Genomic DNA, 17,876 nt, shown 5'->3' with positions numbered 1-17,876 from the left:
TCGATCAGGTTCGAGGGGTGGTATTTGCCTGACGCTGAATCGCAGCTTCATCACGCGGCAGTCTGGCACGCTTCATTGCTTCGCCGGTCAGTTTGCCGATCAGTGCTTTTTCTTGCGCCGCGATGTTTTCCATCTCGGCGTAATACTGCGCATCGCTCATCACCGTGCCAGGTTTGACCTCCGTTTCCGGTTTTCCCACCACTTTCGCCAATCGGATAATTTCCGAGCGCCAGTGAATTTTCTGCACCGATGAAGTGCTGTCGAGCCAGGCTTGTTGCGCGGCCTGCAGGTCCAGCAGAGGCTCGCCCTTTGCGTGCAAGGCCCTGAAAGGCTCCGGATAGTTTCGCTTGAGGTAGTCAACCCAGAATGGCTGTTCGATCAGCCGCTCCTGCAACATAGGACCTTGCTCCTTCTCCAGCACCCGAACATAGGCAGTTTCCAGCATCGCGGTCGATACATCGGGAGCGCTGAACATCATTTCCCGGGATTGCCAAGGCAACTCCAGCCGCTTCGCCAACGCTGTGGGGTAGATCATATGAATCTCTACCTCGTCGATGTCCGTGACCGGTTGCCCTTGCGCATCAAGATGGGGGATTAAATGCCCATCCTCATCGAATTCGGAAAACTGATGCCCCTCCTCAACCAGCTCGCCGATCCGTTCGCGGGCGATCCGGCCCAACTCGTCCAGTCGCGACTTGCCCCGTGCCAGCGTCAGCAACTCCGGCTCGATCAGGTCGTGTGCGCCCAGTTCATACGCCTGAACAATCAAGACTTCCAGGCCCATGGCATTGAACAATTGCGCGCCGGCATCCACGCAGGTCGTAGGGGCAGCCGCCATGCGAAACAGCTTTTCCCGCAAGGCGGTGTTACCGGCAGTGGCTTCGATCATTGACCAGACCTTACGGCACAACTCGACCTTGGCCGCTTTGTCTGGCGCTACCGCATCCGCGGACTCCGCGAGCTTCCTGAGTTCATTGAAAAACGGCTCCGATCCGTGTTCGTTTTCAAGATCGGCCCACAGATCCTGCTTACCTGTCCATTGCTCCTCGGTCAGTCCCTCTGCCCAAAGTACACTGTCGGCGGCACCGCGGGCGTGCACCGGGCGATTTGGTTCAAAGCCTACCGAGTGGCCATAGTCTCTGATCCGTTGCAGATTTTGCGCGGAAATATTGGCAGGTTCGTGACTGATGAGCGTGCGCGCGACGAGCTCCGCCTGCACCGATCCAGGCTCAACGTCTGGAATGATTTCAAGAGAATTGGACTTCATATCCAGATAGAACGTGCGTGGCCGCACCTGATCGAATAACCCCACGGGCCAGGTATTAATGCCGGTCTCGGCCAGTAACAGGAACTGCAAATCCGGCATCTGTCCGATGTCCGGAGGTAACCCCAGCGGGTTGCCCTCAAGCTCCAGGAATCGCAGGCGCTTGAGTCGGCGCAACTGTGCAACAGCGGTTGCGTCAAGTTCAATCAGGTTGTCGGCCAGATCCAGTGAGGACAGTTGGGTCATCTTCCCCAGATTTTCCGGGAGCCCAACCAGGTTGTTATTACCGAGATTCAACGTGCGCAGACGTTTGAAATGGCGCAGAAACCCGTTCACGTTACCTTCAAGGCCAGTACCCGATAAATCCAGATAAGTGACGTGGTCGAAATTCGCCGTCAGCGGCGGCAGCTCATCGAGTTGTCCATGAAGGGCAACGTCGGACAAATCAATGCGCTGGCCCTGCGGGTAGCCGGTATTGTCAATGTCCACCTCTCCCGTGCGTTGCCAGGCCTGTTTGAGGGCTCTCATGATCTCCACCCGAGCCTCCCGACGTTGACGAAAGGCAACGGTCGAACGCTCTTCTTCCGACACGCCTTGCGCTTGCGCCAGGTACCAGTTGGTCAACGTGCTTTTGAATGACTCGTACTCGAGTTCCCGGTTCCTCAAGCTCCTCTCCCGCGCCTCGTCCATACCCTCGATAAACGAATTGACCTCCTCCGGTGGCATGGCGGGATACAGCGCACGAAGCCGCTCCTCGATCGTTCGCTCCCACTGACGGACGTCGGGGTGATCGCTCAACGGGTAGCCGATGCGATCACCGGGCAGCCGCACAGGCGGTTTGAAGAAAGGGTGTTGGCGCGGTCGCATCTTCAGCAATGGACGGAGCTGATCGCGAGGCAACTGATGTTCAATGATCTTCGCCCTCAGCTGCGAGCCCTGCCCCACATGGGGCAACCCGATGGCCTGGCGCTGTCGGTCGGGCAAGGCGTGCTGGATCGACGAATAGAGGTCATCGGCGCCGTGCAAATGTTCATCGCGCTCATTTCGCGCCTCGTACCGCCCATCATCCTTCCACAGCAACACCTTGCGCTCCATGGCATCGTCCGGCCCGACACTGGCGCGCAGTTCACCCTCGATATGACCAACGCGGACTTCCAAACGGATATCGTCCGTCCATCCCGGCAAGGCTTTTAAAGAATTAAGCACGAGGATTTCGGTGTCGCTGTCGACCAGCGCTTCGAGGTACAGCCCTTCATAAGCATGGGTCAGGCGCATGTGTTGCTGTAATCGCCGTGCGCCTTCCGCCAGGCGCAATGGAACACGTTTGGCGGTGGTCAGGGTTTCGAGCTCGGCGGGCGTTGCATCGGCCAGCAGCTCCTCAACCATCGCCGTGGACAAGCCCGTGAAATCCCGCTGGACGACAGCGACCGCCGCGTTGGCTGACGGTTGTTTTTCGGCATAGAGGCTGCGCGTCAATCTCGCCCTGGCGCTGTCTGCCTGCTCCGCGAGCTTTTTTTGCAGGGCGCGAATACGTTCTTGCGCGGTACTGGGGGTGTACTGGGGCAGGAGTGACTTGACCTCCGCCTCGCTCGAGGACTCGATGATCTGCTGGGGCAAGCGTCCGTTCATCAAGTCCGAACGGGTGATCGGGAGGGTGTCTTGCGGCAAGGCATTCGCGTTACCGTACTTGGTCGAAGGTCCGCTCAAGCGGTCACCTGTAAATGCCTCAATCGCCCTGCCTGCCGGCCACCCCGGCAATTCCACCGCCAGCGAAGCGGCATAGCTGCACAGCGCGCTCGAGAGCGCGCCCGAACGGATACCTCGGGCGACCCGTTTCGCATCGCTGTAGGCCCTGAACTTCTTGAGCGTTTCGAGCAAGATCGCAGGGACTTTTTCACCCTCGACATGCAAACGGCGCAGTACACCGGCATCGACCCCACTGACCCGCCAGACCTGCTCCAGCTCGGCATCGCTTAAGCCGTCGACCAGGTGCCCGAGTCTTCGCATCAGCTTCGCGCCTTTCCAGGTGAGCGGGTGCTCCAGTTCATGGTGCCATGCCCCTTCGCCGTTACTCACAAGCTCAGGGGTATACGCCTCGGGGCGGGTCGGATGCTGAATACGATACTGCTCACCCGCCACATCCGGCTCGACCACATAGTAGTCACCCTCCAGAGGCAGGACCGTCTGTCCATTGTGCGCGTACAGGCCCAGCGCGTCGGGGGTGGCCTCGGGCGGTAATGTGACGCCGGCCTTGTACGGCGAGATATCCGGCTTCCAGAGTTTTTGCTTGCCGTTGGGCAGGGTCACGGGTTTTAAATGGTCGACCGTCGGCGAGGCGTTGATCCGGGGCACCACCTTCGCCCCGGTGGCGAGGAACGCCACATTCAACGCAACGCTGGAAAAATGCGCCCACATTTCCTTCCATTCGCGCTCTTCAGCCGCTTCGATGCCCTCGAACGCCTCGTCGAACATTTGCGTAGCCCCCACCGCCAGCATGATCCAACCCAGCCCCGGCACGACAAAGGCGGCGAGGTTGAACACGCTGTTCACGGCATCCAGATAGCTTTCAAGCCGGGCAACACGAGCCTTGCGGTCCTCATCGCCGGTAGGCACAACGACCGCTCTCGCGTCGTTGAAAATCTTGTAGATCGTCCTCTGGCGCAGTTGCTGCCACGGATCGCCCTTGATCGGTGCTTCATCCATCGGCAGCTTGGCCGGTTTTGGCTTCAGTGGATAATCCGCCTGGGGGCCGACATCGGAAGGCTTGTACGCCTGATTAAGCTTGGCGAAAAAAATGCCCTGTTGCCGCATGGGAACAAACTGGCTGAAAAAACGCCGGTAATCGCTTTTGTGCAAACGGGCCCGCAACTCCACCATGAACTCGGCGCTGGACGCATATTCTTTCAGCGGTTGCTCCGGATCATCGGGCAAATAGACCACCAGACGCTCGACCCTATCGGAGCTCTGGCGCTCCGGCCCAATAAGCAGGGGGCCCGTCAGCTCGATGCCGAACACTCTCAATGCCGCGAACGTCACCGGCTTATCATCCAGTTTTGGTGCTTTGTCGCTGACAAGCACTTGCTTGAGCATCTGGTAGACGTCGGCACTGATGCCCGATTTGATCTGGCTGCTGCCCGGCTTCAATTCGAATGAGTGCCGCGCGAGTTCGATACACACCGCGAGCTTTTGCCGCTGATGCTCTTCCAGCTGTTTTTCCAGCACCTCGCGCTCGCTGGCGTCTTCTGGCTGTACGACCTCCTTGATGTGTTTCTGATAAAGAGCCCCCAGATCCAGCGTGCGACAAAGCCTGGCAAATTCATGGGTGGGGATGGGCCTGGCGTCGGCCTTGAGCGTTTCGAAGCTCGGAATGACCTCGCCGTCGTAGCGATTCCAGTCGGTAATGATGTGGCAATCGTCGCAGGCTAGAGGCTTTTCTTCGTCGGGTTCGAAGTTGGCCAGGGCAGCCTCAAGCAGCGAGGTGCCCCGATATTCGTAGGTCAGGCGTGGGTCTTTTTGCTGATCGAAAACAAAGGCACCCAATAGATCATCCCGGCCTTTAGGGGCGAATTTACGGGCGAAATAGACATTTTTAACGTCCAGTTCGAGATTGAACTTCGCCTTGATCGCGTCCTTGAGCGGTTGCTCGGCAAACGCCAGAACATCCTTGATACTGCCGAGCGTGGTGTCGATCCGATTCAAGGTCTCGCGATAGCGCTTGTGGGTCTCTGCCAGCGCCTTTTTTTGCTCAGACGTGGCTTTGCGGTACCAGGCGGGAATTTCCAGTGGGTGCTCTGCGAGTTCCCTCTGTCGCTTAGCGTCGGAATCGGTAAACCAGCTGGGCAGGCGGTCTTTCAGGAAGTCGTAATGTACGCCGCGAAGGTCGCTATTGACCGTGCCGGGGGAGGTGGAAGGTTGTGTTTGTGAGTGGGTCATAACCGGTCATCCATGACTGAGTGAAAGTCATCAGCCTAATGAACGACAACGGAAAAAAAGCTTAAATATGTACCGCCTTTTCGATAAGAAGCGCGTTACCTGCGCCCAGAAAAAAACGATGGCCCCTAATCCATCGCTTTTTTCACAGTTTGGTCAGTGGGTCGATTCAACGGCAAAAGGGATGTCGACCCTTTGCACCTTCGCCCGATCCATGGCTTGTTGCGTCAACTCCTTGAGCAGGTTGCCCTCCTCGGTCCTTAGCGCATTGTATTGCTCTGCGAACTCGTCATCGGTCATGACCTTGCCTGGAGCAAAATCGCTCTCGGGAATTTCCAGCTCGAAAGCCAGCACTCTGATTTGCGTTTTCAAACGGTCCTTTGCCTCAGCTGAGAGGGCCGCACCGTCCGCTCGTTCATCCAGCGCCACCTTGAACTCGTAAAGCGCATTCATTCGCCGGTCAATCTGCCGGAAGCGCGCCCGGTTGGCCCCCTGCACGTAGGATTTCCAGAAGGGTTGTTCGGCAATCGAATCGCGCAGCAGATCCCCTTCCTCCAACTCCAGAACCCTGAGCCGGGCATTTTCAATATCCTGCAGGCTGACTCCCGCGATAGTGCGAAATTGCATGGTGCGTGACTGCCAGGGCAAGTCGAGACCATTGAGCGATTCCGGCTTTGCCAGCTCTGTCGTGTACGCCAGGTGAACCTCCACGATATCAATGGTTCCCCTCACGTCACCGTCGACCTCTACGCGACGAATTTCCTCACCTTGCGCAACGCGCTCGGCGATATGGCGCTCGGCAATCCGTTCAAGTTCGTCGAGCCGCGACTTGCCCTTGGCCAGTTCGACCAACTCTGCTTCGATCAATCCCGGGCTCGCCAGTTCATACGCTTCTTCCACCAGCACTTTCATGCCCAGAACATTAAACAGCTGCGTAGCCCCATCCACACACTGGGTTCGCGCCACGGCCTCGGCAAAAATGGTCGTGCATAATTCGCTGTTGGCTTCCATGGCCTCCAGCATGCGCCAGACCTTGGCGGTCAGTTCTTGCCGATACGGGCCACCGGCCTTGAAATCGGCTGATTGCGTGAGCCGTCTGAGTTCGTTGAAAAAATGCTCGGAGTTGTGTTCATCCTCGACCGCATCCCAGATCGTTTGCCGGGTTTGCCAGTCCTTGGGCATTCCCTCGCCCCATTCGGCGCTGTCCAGGGTTCCTCGGGGCGGATAGGGCCGCTCGGGGTCCAGGCCGACCGATTCGGTATACATTCTGAGCGTGTCCAGGTTTTCCGCCGACATCCATTCGGGGTCTCGACTCAGCAAGGTGCGCGCCAGTAACTCGGCCCGAAACGAACCCGGTGCAACCTCGGGTATCCGGCTGATCGGATTGCTCCGAAGATCCAGGTAAATATTGCGCGGACGAGCCTGGGAAAACAGGCCTGTTGGCCAGCTATCTATGCCTGTGTTTTGAAGATTCAGCATATGCAGATCCGGCATCCGGCTGATGTCGGGCAGCAGTTTCAACGGATTACCCCTCAACCCCAGGACCTGCAGACGGACCAAGCTTTTCAAATGAGCCACCGCTTGATGGGTCAGTTCGATCCGGTTGTCGCTTAACCCCAGATTTTCAAGGTAATGCGCTTCACCAATGGCCGGTGGCAATCGGTTCAGCAAGTTCCCCGTGAGGTCCATCGAGCGCAGTTGACGGAAGGGCTCGAGGAAGTGCGCTTGGCTCGAAAGCATATTCGCCTGCCGCATGCTCAAGAAAGTGACATGGTCGAAATTGGCGGTCAGCTGCGGCATGCTCTCAAGGTACCGGCCCATAGCTTGCCCATCCAGAATGAGCGCCTGCGGATGGGCAATACCTGGCACTTCGATGCCCCTCGGGCCGGCCCGTTGCCAGCATCGCTTGATGATCGCACTGAGCTCCTGCCTGGCTCCACTTTCCGCCACCGCCGTGCGAATGTTCGAGGTAATCAACGGCGACTTCGCCCATCGATCCAGAGACAGCACCAACTGGTCGAACTCATTCTCCAATGCCTTCAAACGCTCAGGCGCCGCGGCGCCAAAACTGCTCATCAACTCCCCCACTTCCGCTTCGGAGAATCCCGGATACAGCCAGCCAAGGCGTTTGCGGATCGAGTTGACTTTCGTTTGCAACCGATATCCTGGCATGCCGCCACGAAGGCGCATGTTGCGTGGATCGTAGGCCGGTTTGCGCACCGGGTGCGCTTCCAGCGTCGGGGCAAAATATTCGTGGCTCAGCGGTGCGCGCTGAAGAGTCAGTTTGAGCTTGTCGCCCTGATGGATCTCGAACCCCAAGGCTTTGCGCTCGCGGTCGGGTAACGCACGTAATACGGACGCATAAAAGTCGTCGCCACCGTGCAGATGCAACCCTTGCTCGTCACGGGCGTGATAGAGACCTTTTTCATCGAAAAACAAGACTTTGCGTATCGGCGCCTCTTCGGCACCAACGCTGGCTTGCAATTCACCGGTGAATGAATAAGCACGAATCTCGATGCGCACCTCAGCCGACCAGCCGGGCAGCGCGGACAGCGAGGCCAGTTCCAATCGGCGCGTATCAGCGTTTTCCAAGGCCTCCAGATAAAGCCCTTCAAAAGCGCGGCTCGATCGCACCCGAGCTTGTGCTGTTCGCGCCCGTTCGCGCAGGCTCAGAGGGACACTGCGTTTCGCCAGCAGATGTTGCAGCTCCTCGGGGCTGGCATCGCGCAACAGTTCCTCGGCGACCACCACTGGCAATTGAGGAGAATCCTTACGCAGTAACCGCACCCAGGAATCGTCGGCCACGTCATGTTTTTTGTAGAGGGTTTCGAATGTGCTGCGGCGATTTTTTTCGGCCTGTCCGGCAAGGCGTTTTCGCAGTTCGTTTATGCGGACTTGCTTGTCGCTGGAAATATCCCGGCCCAGCAATTCATGAATGTCCGGTTCACTGAAGTGTTCAATCACCCGTTGCGGCAACTGCCCGGCGCGCAGTTCGGCACGGGTCAATTTGATCTGTCGTTCAGGCGTAACCGCGACGTTACCGAAATCGTAGGAAGCCCCATTTAGATTTGGCCCGTCGAACAGCGCGATGCCCCGGGATTCAGGCCAACGCGGCAGATCGATCATGAAGGCGGCGACCGAATTTTCCAGCGCTTCGGGAATCCGTCCGGCCAGTATTTGATTGGCCAGCTCACCGGCCTCGGCGTAAAGCTTAAAGCGCTCAAGGGAGTCCACCAGCATGGCTTGAGGCGGTTCGTGCTCGACATGCATCCTGCGCAATGCGTCTTCCTTGATGCCACTGACGGTCAGAACCTGCTCCAGGGATTCATCGGACAGCGCATCCGTTACACCACCCGCTCGCCTTAACACGCGATTTTTGTCCCATTCCAACGGGCGTTCAAATTCAGTCTTCCAGCTGCCCGCGCCGTTATGCTTCACCGGCGGCTGGTATGCGTCAGGCCGCTGCGGGTGCTGGAGGCGGTGCAATCCGGTCTCCGGATCCTGCGCCACCACGTAATGCTTGTCATCGAGGCGCAGCACCTCCTTGCCCTCATGCGGGTAAAGGCCCAGCTCGTTGGGAGAAGAGGCTGGCGGCAATGTCACCGTGTGTTCGTAAGGCGACAGGTCCGGATTCCACAGACGCTCTTTGCCATTGACGCGCACGACCTTGAGATTTTCGACGAAGGGCGAAACAGAGACGGGCACTTTCGGTATCACGTGCGTCGCACCCATCAGCGCCAACTGCGCAAAGTTGATCAATACGCCGTTAATACTGGCGGCGGCCTCCTCTGTATCCCCTTTGCTCCAGTCCTCGACCCCTTCCGCCACCTCCGCCAACATCTGCGCAACCATGATGCCCAGCACGGCCTCGTTCAACCCGGGCACCAACATCGCGCCGAAGCTGAACACGTTCCAGCCGATGTCCAGATAGCTGGTCAAGCGCTTCCAGCGGCTGGTCGCGTCTTCGTCGCCGGTCGGTACGGCAATGAAGCGCGCATCGCTGATGACCTTGTTCCGTCGCTCCTGGAACAGCGTGTTCCACAGGTCATCGGCGATCAGATTGGTGATGGGTTCTGCGTCGGGATTCTCGATCGCGGTTTCGCGCCACCAGGGCCCCATGTCCAGGGGCTCTCGCTGTTTCCAGGTCATGGTCTTGAGGCGCTCATTGACCCGGGTGAAAAAGTGGCCTTTGTCCTTCTGCGCCACAAACCGGCTGAAAAATGCCTGGTAATCCGGATCACGCAACTGGCTGATCAACGCCTTCATGAACTCGGCCAGCGAGGCATATTCTTTCAGCGGATGGTCGGGGTCATCCGGGACATAGGCGATCAAAGGGCCGGTCAACCGGCTCTGTTGATAAATGGCATCGTTGCGCAGCATTTCGTCCGCGACACCGGTCGGGCCGTTGGCGAAAAAGGCCTGGACCAGCTTGAACTTCTCATACTCGTTGCCCGATAAAAACGGTACACGCCGCGACCAGTCCAGCCAGAATTTCACGGTATCGGGCGTCAGGGCATCGACAGCCTTCTTCAACACCGATGCCTCGCCCACGGCGCTGAACAGCACGATAGACTTCAGGCGAAAGCCCATCAGCGACAACCGATGACTGCGCAGCGGCAAGCCGTGGAAGCTGACCTTGGCTTTTTGTTCGATCACTTCGCGTAGCCGGTCGTAGGCATATGCGCTGACATCACCGTTCAGACGGGCAATGAAAGCCGATGACCTGAAGGCTGCTTTTTCACTGGCTACAGAGCGCTTCTGAAGCCTGAGTTTCGCCTCGGAGTCCGTTGGCAACAGTCTGGCTTTGATATGGGTTTGGTATTGACCACCAATGTCCAGCCTGCGGCACAGCGTGGCGAATCTTGCCGAAGTCATTATTTTGAGTTGATTTGGATTACCTTGAGAGTCGTCGCGGAAAACGCCCGACTCGATTCTGAATGCACCTTCTTGAGTTTCCGCTTCTTCAAAATTGTGCAGCGCCGCGGCAAGTAACGAACTGCGACGTATACGGGTGGCACCTTTATCGATGCCGAAAATAATCTTGTCCGGAATGTAAAGATGCAGCGACAGTGTTTCGGGATCTTCGTCAGTATTGAAACTCGATTGCAACACTGTATTTAGCAAAGGTTTTCCGAAGGCCTCGATATCGCTCTGAAGATCCCCCAGAAGTTCATCCAGTTCGCCTTGCAAGCGCCAGCGTTCGTTAATCAGATCTTTCAGATATTGCCGATCCATTTCCCGCGCGTTCATATACCAATCCGGCATCGTTGCCTTTAGCGGCAACATTGATTCCAGCAAGGCCGGTGATGCTTTTTTTACGGCGGCAGGAATGACCTCGGTCATTCGTTGCGTGTGAACACTTTCGGCAACCCTGATTGCAGAGTGAGTGTTCGTCGGATTGCTTCCTTGCAATTCAGACATGGTTTAAACCTTTAAATGAATAGTGAAGCCCATAGACTAATCACGCAGAGACAAAAAAAAAGCTCGATTTGTTGCCCATTAAACTGAAATGAGTACGCGTATCGTTCGAAAAACAGGACGGAAAACACACATATTTACCACCCCGATAAATGCTCGGCATGCCGCCGCGCGCCAAGAGGTTTTTTTCCACCGCAAAGACGCTACTATGCGAAACGTCCCGCCTCAAAGTCCCCAGGAATCCGGCCATGCGCCTACCCGAATTCATCAGGCAACACGTAGACCGAATCGTCGATGAATGGGAGCAGTTCGCCAGAACGATCACCCCGGCGGCCGAGAATATGGATCGGGCAGCCTTGCGTGATCACGCCAAGGAAATACTGCTGGCCGCAGCGCGGGACATGACCACTGCGCAAACCGCCGCCGAACAGCTCGCAAAGGCCAAGGGTGAAGGTCCGGAAAAAACCCCGAGTCTGGATGAGGCGGGTGCCAGCCACGGCGAGCTGCGGCATACCGTGGGCTTCGATCTGGTGCAGATGACCAGCGAGTTCCGCCATCTGCGGGCGTGTGTAATTCGTCTGTGGGTCGCCAGCCTGGAATCTCCGACCCTTGCCTACTTTCAGGACATGATTCGTTTCAACGAAGCCATCGACGAAGCGCTCGCCGAATCCACGGAGGCCTACGCCGAGCAGGTCAATCGCTCGCGGGACATCTTTCTGGCCATTCTCGGCCATGATCTGCGCGCGCCGTTGCAAGCCGTGAGCATGTCGACTGAAATGCTCATGCGCAAAACCACCCTCGAAGGCGACGCGCTGAAGTGCGCGATCAACATCAAGCGCGGTGCGCGGCACATGTCGGTAATGGTCAGCGACTTGCTGGAGCTGGTACGCAGCCGCCTGGGCAAGAGCCTGCCGATCGAACCGGCGCCCATGGACCTGGCCGATGCGGCTCATGCCGCGATCGCCGAAGCTTGCGCGGGCAACCCTGAATGCGATCCCACGGTGGAGGTGCAGGGTGATACCCGTGGCGTCTGGGATGCGGGGCGGCTTGATCAACTGCTGCGAAACCTGATCGGCAACGCATTGCAGCATGGTTCGAACAAACGAGACGTGACGGTGACGCTCACGGGCGAGCCCGATGCGGTTCGCGTCGCGGTGCATAACTTTGGCAACCCGATTCCAGAGGACACAATCCTCACAATCTTCGACCCGCTGGTACGCAGTGCCGACGAAGAACTCGGCCAGCCATCTACCAGCCTTGGGCTGGGATTGTTTATCGTCAAGGAAGTGGTCGATGCCCACGGCGGGACGATCGAGGTCAGCTCGAATGAGACTGACGGGACGCTGTTTACAGTGGTGTTGCCCAGGAAAGTGCGAACCTGATAGGCCGCGTTATCGTTCAATCGCGAGCAAGCCCGCTCCCACATTTGACCGTATTCCATCTGGAGCAGGCCGGTCCATTGTGGGAGCGGGCTTGCTCGCGAAAGCGCACCGGCAGACGGCACAAAAACATCAGAACGACTACTCCACCACCAACCGCCCCAGCCGCTGCTTGAGCATCCGATTCTCTGCCCGTAGTTGCTGGACCTCTTCGAGCAGGTCCAGCGCCAGGGCGACGCCTTCCCACTCCAGCTCCAGGTCGTGCCGCAGCTTGGCGGCACGCTTGGCCAAAGCCAGTTCGTAATCGTTGAAACGCCAATCGTCGGGCTGTGTGCCCTGAGGTTCGAGGATGCCGAGTTCGACGATTTCGATCACGTAGACGTCCGACAAGTCGGTCGCCTCACAGAATTCTGCCATGTCCAGTTGAACGATCAGGGGGTTGCTCATGATGGGCTACTCCGTCTCTTGGATCAGAAGTTTTCTCTTGGATCGAACGCCGCTTTTTTTGCCAGTTCCTGCCATAACGCCTTGACCTCTTCGCTCGAAGCCTTCGGCATGACCGCCTTCAACTGCACAAACAGGTAACCGCGCTCGCCAGCCTTGTTCAGCAAGCCGTGGCCCTTGGCGCGCATGCGCTGGCCGTTCTGGCTGCCGGCCGGCACCTTGAGGTTGATCTTGCCTGTCAGTGTAGGCACTGCCACTTCGGTGCCGAGCGCCAATTCCCACGGTGCCAGCGGCAGGGTGATGATCAGGTTCTCGCCTTCGACATCGAACTTTGGATGTGGCGCGAAGCGAATGATCAGGAACAGGTCGCCATTGGCCCCACCACCGATGCCCGGCGCGCCTTGCCCCTTGAGGCGGATGCGCTCGCCGTCGGTCACGCCGGCGGGGATCTTCACGTTCAGGCTTTTACTGGTGTTGCTGACGTGCTGGCCGGCCGCGTTGTACTGCGGCACCTGGAAGGTGACCTTCTTCGACTCGTTGGACAGGGTTTCTTCCAGGAAAATCGCTAATTCCATTTCCACGTCTTGCCCTCTACGTCCGGCGCTGCGGCCCGACTGTCCTCCACCAAAACCCGGACCACGGTTGCCGAAGATCGAACTGAAGAAGTCCGAAAAATCGCCCGAGTCCTGACCACCGCCAAATCCACCGGCACCACGACCCTGCCAGCCCGGCGGGCCCTGGAACGGTTGGCCGTGCTGGCCGTATTTGCGCAAGTCGTCGTATTCGGCGCGCTTGTCGGCGCTTTTCAGCGCTTCATAGGCTTCCGAGGCGTCCTTGAACTTGGACTCGGCGTCCTTTTCCTTGCTGACGTCGGGGTGGTATTTGCGCGCCAATTTGCGATAAGCCGCCTTGATCGTCTTATCGTCCGCGGTCGGCTCCACACCGAGAATCTTGTAATAGTCTTTGAAGTCCATCTAAGAATCACCATCCGTTATCAAATCGCGCCACCACCGGCAGCATGCGCTCATTGGCAGCCGTCAGGTTGACCGATCTCAAGGTTGTGACCGGGTAGCGCATGAGAAGTTTATCGGCAGCGGTGGGCGGTTCTTGTGACCGCCCGATGGCTGCCAGGCTCGATGCAGACAAGTTTGGGGCATCCGGCCAGCTTATCAAGGCGCTATTAGCTGCGATTTAGCGGATAGTCGGCCTTCGAATCTGCGTCGCACTGGCATACACTGCGCGGCCGTTTTTTAACCGGAACCTGAAAGACATGAAAAACGCATCTCCAGCCCGTGCCTGTGGTATCGACTTCGGCACGTCCAACTCCACCGTCGGCTGGCTGCGCCCCGGCGTGGAAACGCTGATCGCGCTGGAGGACGACAAGATCACCCTGCCCTCGGTGGTGTTCTTCAACATGGAAGAACGCCGCCCGGTGTACGGCCGGCTGGCGCTGCACGAGTACCTGGAAGGTTACGAAGGCCGGTTGATGCGCTCGCTCAAGAGCCTGCTGGGTTCCAAGCTGATCAAGCACGACACCAGCGTGCTCGGCACGGCGATGCCGTTCAAGGACCTGCTAGGGCTGTTTATCGGCCAATTGAAGAAGCGCGCCGAAACGGCGGCCGGTCGCGAGTTCGACGAAGTGGTGCTGGGTCGCCCGGTGTTCTTCGTCGATGACGACGAAATGGCTGACCAGGAAGCGGAAAACACCTTGGTGGATGTGGCCCGCGCCATCGGCTTCAAGGACGTGTCGTTCCAGTACGAGCCCATCGCGGCGGCGTTCGACTATGAGTCGACCATCGAAAAGGAAGAGCTCGTACTGATCGTCGACATCGGCGGTGGTACATCGGACTTCTCGCTGGTGCGTCTGTCCCCTGAACGCCGCAACCACGACAACCGACACGACGACATCCTCGCCACCGGTGGCGTGCACATTGGCGGGACCGATTTCGACAAGCAGCTCAGCCTGCAAGGCCTGATGCCGTTGTTCGGCTACGGCAGCCGCATGAAGAGCGGCGCCTACATGCCCACCAGCCACCACATGAACCTGGCGACCTGGCACACCATCAACTCGGTGTACTCGCAGAAATCGACCCTGGCCTTGGGCAGCATGCGTTACGACATCGAAGACACCGGCGGCATCGACCGTCTGTTCAAGCTGATCGAGCAGCGCGCTGGTCACTGGCTGGCGATGGAAGTGGAAGAAACCAAGATTCAGCTGACCCACGCCGACAGCCGCCATGTGCCGCTGGACCGCATTGAGCCGGGACTGAGTGTGGAACTGAGCCGCGCGCTGTTCGAATCGGCCATCGACAACCTGCTGGAGCGCGTGCGCAACAGCGTGACCCAGATGCTCAACGACGCTAACGTGCGGGTTGATCAAGTGGATACGGTGTTCTTCACCGGTGGTTCGAGCGGGATTCCGGCGTTGCGCAACAGCGTTTCGGCGATGTTGCCGAATGCGCGGCATGTGGAAGGGAACATCTTCGGCAGCATCGGCAGCGGCCTGGCCATCGAAGCGGCCAAGCGTTACGGCACGATGGATTGATCAAAAACCCTGTGGCGAGGGAGCTTGCTCCCGCTGGACTGCGTAGCAGTCCCCTTCTTTTTAAGGATAAGCGGGGCCGCTTCGCGGCCCAGCGGGAGCAAGCTCCCTCGCCACAGGTTTGATCAAAACCGATCAAACCATCCCCACCTGCTTCAACTCACTCTTCAGATACGCGTAATAAATCGGCCCCGCCACCACCCCCGGCAGGCCGAATGCGGCCTCGAACACCAGCATCGCCAGCAGCAACTCCCACGACTTGGCACTGATCTGCCCGCCGACGATGCGCGCGTTGAGGAAGTATTCGAGCTTGTGAATAACAATCAGATAACCCAACGCCGCCATCGCGACCCAGATCGACAGTGACAAACCGACGATGGTGATCAGCGTGTTCGACATCAGGTTGCCGATCACCGGCAGCAGACCAAGCAGGAAGGTCAGCACGATCAAGGTTTTAGTCAGCGGCAGATGGATGCCGAACATGGGCAGGACCAACGCCAGAAAAATCCCGGTGAAGAAGGTGTTGAGCAGGGAAATCTTGATCTGGGCGAACACGATGTTGCGGAACGCCTGCACCAACAGGTGCAGACGATCAAACAGTGCGGCAGCCAGCGGCTTGCGCTTGGTCAGGTCCGGTATCCGCTGCAAGGCGATGATCGCCCCAAGCACCATGCCGATTAGCAACGTCACGAACATGTGCGCCGCGTCTTTGCCGACCAGTTGCAAGTCGCTGAGGTGCTTGCTCACCCACTCGCCAATGGCCACGCGGAACTCGGCGGCGCTGGCCGGCAGGTAGGCGTCGATGAACGGCGGCAATTGCCCGCGCGCACGATCGACCACACCCATGAACTTATCAAGTGAAGCGCCCGGGTTTTCCGCCTCGTGCAGCAGAAAGCTGATGGCCCCGGCGAAGATCAGCGCCAGCGCACTCACCACCAACGTCCCCAGTAACGCCACCGCTAGCCAGCGCGCACGCCGACCTTCGATCAGGCGCTGCAATTGCGGGGTGAGCATGTTGACCAGTTCGAACACCAGCAGGCCAGCCAGCAGGCTTGGCAACAAACGCAGCGGAAGCACTAGTAACAAACCACCAAAAATGATGACCCAACTGATCAGCAGCAAGACTTGGCGTTGAGAAAACGTCGGCATACAGCCTCAAAACGAACGGCATAAAAGGATTGGCAGTCTGCCAGCGTTCGAGTGTCAGCACTAGGGATTGTGTGGGGCGACCTTGGTCGGGGGCTCGGTCGGTTTTTTGCAGTGCCCTTACCGACCCCATCGCGAGCAAGCTCGCTCCCACATTTGTCATGCGCACCCAGAACTACTGTGGGAGCGAGCTTGCTCGCGATGGGGCCCTCATAGCCCCCACACATCCCGGCCCAGTGCTTATTTTTTCTTCAGGCAATCACTCATGAACGCCTTGCGCTCATCACCCTTGAGCGCCTTGGTCGCGGCATCGGCATTGCAGGTTTTCATCTTCTCTTGCTGTGGGGTCAGGGTTTTGGCGTCATTGGCGGCGGGCTCGGCTTTAAGGCAAGTGCTCATGAAGGCTTTGCGCTCATCGCCTTTGAGGCTCTTCGCGGTAGCGTCGGCATTGCAAGTGGTCATCTTGTTCTGTTGGGCAGTGGCGGCGAAGCCCTGGGAACAGATCAGCAAACCGATCATCAACAAAGGGACACGCAACATCTTCATGGAGTTTTCTCCTTGTTGCCGCACCAAGGGGCGCGGCCTCGCTCTGGAGTGTAGACAAAGCCTGTTACACCTTCCCGCTCTCGAGATGGCTGCGGCGATGCTGTTCCGGCGCGCACCCGGCCTGACGCTGGAACATCGCAATAAACGCCGAACCGCTGTATAGGCTCTATCCAGACAGGCGATAATCGCCCCTCAATATCGTCCTGGTTTTTCCGATGCAATACGCTTATCCCCTGCTGGCCATTTTCATTTGGGCCGGCAACACCGTGATCACCAAAATGTCGGCCGGTGCGATCTTCCCCGCCGAGATCGGTTTTTATCGCTGGCTGCTGGCTGGATTGCTGTTCACGCCGTTCATGCTCAAACCGGTCATCGCCCATTGGTCGGCCATTCGCCCGAACCTGGGGAAGATTTTCATCCTTGGCGTGCTGGGCATGGCGGTTTATCAGAGCCTGGCGTATTTCGCGGCGACGCTGACGTCGGCCACCAATATGGGGATCATCCTGTCGCTGATGCCGTTGATGTCACTGGCCATGGCCATGGTCAGCCTCGGTCAGCGCCTGACGGCGGGAGCGCTGGCCGGTGCCGTGTTGTCGTTTGCCGGTGTGTGGGTGGTGGTGTCGTCCGGCAGCCTCGGTGCATTGCTCGAACACGGGGTGAATCCGGGCGACGCGATGATGCTGATCGCCACGCTGGCTTATGCGATCTACAGCACGCTGCTGAAAAAGTGGCAACTGCGTTTGCCCCCGCTGGTGTTGTTGTATCTGCAGGTGTTGGTGGCAGTGGTGGTGCTGTTTCCGATGTTCGCCCTGTCGCCGAAAACCGGCCCGACGCTGCAGAACATTCCGTTGGTGCTGTATGCCTGCCTGTTGGCTTCCATGGTTGCTCCGCTGGCGTGGATGCAGGCCGTGTTGCGCCTGGGGCCGAGCCGGACCACGCTGTTTTTCAATCTGCTGCCGCTGCTGACAGCGCTGATTGCCGCGGTGGTGCTGCATGAGCAATTGGCGTTGTATCACTTGGTGGGCGGGGTGTTGACGTTGGGTGGGGTGATCGTTTCGGAGCGCTGGACGACAGTGTTAGGCCGAAAGGTCAGTATTGCCTGATCTGGCGCCATCGCGAGCAAGCTCGCTCCCACAGTGATCGGTGTTGCGTGGCCGAACGCATACCCCTGTGGGAGCGAGCTTGCTCGCGATGAACGATAACGCGG

General features: G+C 58.4%; 9 protein-coding genes and 1 pseudogene. 3 read left to right on the top strand and 7 right to left on the bottom strand.

Annotated elements, in window-relative coordinates; translation table 11 throughout:
• Positions 1-4 precede the first annotated feature (4 nt).
• Together ACYZT9_RS03635 and ACYZT9_RS03630 are read right to left on the bottom strand one after the other, a co-directional pair.
• Positions 5-5,197 carry an NEL-type E3 ubiquitin ligase domain-containing protein gene (locus ACYZT9_RS03635; protein WP_462008609.1) on the bottom strand — a complete coding sequence of 1,731 codons (5,193 nt, stop codon included), beginning with the start codon at positions 5,195-5,197 and terminating at the stop codon, positions 5-7.
• Positions 5,198-5,350: 153 nt separating this feature from the next.
• Complete coding sequence (locus ACYZT9_RS03630; protein WP_462008608.1) at positions 5,351-10,615, bottom strand: dermonecrotic toxin domain-containing protein; 5,265 nt, start codon at positions 10,613-10,615, stop codon at positions 5,351-5,353.
• Positions 10,616-10,860: 245 nt separating this feature from the next.
• Here ACYZT9_RS03630 and ACYZT9_RS03625 point away from each other — a divergent pair, with 245 nt between their 5' ends.
• Complete coding sequence (locus ACYZT9_RS03625) at positions 10,861-11,994, top strand: ATP-binding protein (RefSeq protein ID WP_462008607.1); 1,134 nt, start codon at positions 10,861-10,863, stop codon at positions 11,992-11,994.
• 138 nt (positions 11,995-12,132) lie between these two features.
• Here ACYZT9_RS03625 and ACYZT9_RS03620 read toward each other — a convergent pair whose 3' ends face one another.
• The gene (locus tag ACYZT9_RS03620) at positions 12,133-12,438 is read right to left on the bottom strand and encodes a chaperone modulator CbpM (protein WP_462008606.1); all 306 of its coding nucleotides are present in this window, start codon (positions 12,436-12,438) and stop codon (positions 12,133-12,135) included.
• A 23-nt stretch (positions 12,439-12,461) separates the two neighbouring features.
• Positions 12,462-13,409, bottom strand: coding sequence for a DnaJ C-terminal domain-containing protein (locus ACYZT9_RS03615; RefSeq protein ID WP_462008605.1), 948 nt, complete (start codon positions 13,407-13,409; stop codon positions 12,462-12,464).
• Between the two features lie 296 nt (positions 13,410-13,705).
• On the opposite strand from ACYZT9_RS03615, the gene ACYZT9_RS03610 reads away from it, so the two are divergent.
• Positions 13,706-14,980, top strand: coding sequence for an Hsp70 family protein (locus ACYZT9_RS03610; protein WP_462008604.1), 1,275 nt, complete (start codon positions 13,706-13,708; stop codon positions 14,978-14,980).
• A gap of 132 nt (positions 14,981-15,112) precedes the next feature.
• On the opposite strand, the gene ACYZT9_RS03605 is transcribed toward ACYZT9_RS03610, so the two are convergent.
• The 3 genes and pseudogenes from ACYZT9_RS03605 to ACYZT9_RS03595 all read right to left on the bottom strand — a co-directional run.
• Positions 15,113-16,126, bottom strand: coding sequence for an AI-2E family transporter (locus tag ACYZT9_RS03605; RefSeq protein WP_462008603.1), 1,014 nt, complete (start codon positions 16,124-16,126; stop codon positions 15,113-15,115).
• Between the two features lie 237 nt (positions 16,127-16,363).
• Positions 16,364-16,669 carry a PsiF family protein gene (locus tag ACYZT9_RS03600; RefSeq protein WP_462008602.1) on the bottom strand — a complete coding sequence of 102 codons (306 nt, stop codon included), beginning with the start codon at positions 16,667-16,669 and terminating at the stop codon, positions 16,364-16,366.
• A gap of 64 nt (positions 16,670-16,733) precedes the next feature.
• A pseudogene (locus ACYZT9_RS03595) lies at positions 16,734-16,826 on the bottom strand (AraC family transcriptional regulator); the annotation flags it as partial.
• A gap of 58 nt (positions 16,827-16,884) precedes the next feature.
• Here ACYZT9_RS03595 and ACYZT9_RS03590 point away from each other — a divergent pair.
• Positions 16,885-17,772 carry a DMT family transporter gene (locus tag ACYZT9_RS03590; RefSeq protein WP_462008601.1) on the top strand — a complete coding sequence of 296 codons (888 nt, stop codon included), beginning with the start codon at positions 16,885-16,887 and terminating at the stop codon, positions 17,770-17,772.
• The last annotated feature ends 104 nt before the right edge of the window (positions 17,773-17,876 follow it).

The sequence above is a fragment of the Pseudomonas sp. ZT5P21 genome (assembly GCF_054897785.1).
The sequence above is the reverse complement of the archived record's forward strand: the minus strand, read 5'-3'. Positions and strand labels throughout refer to the sequence as shown.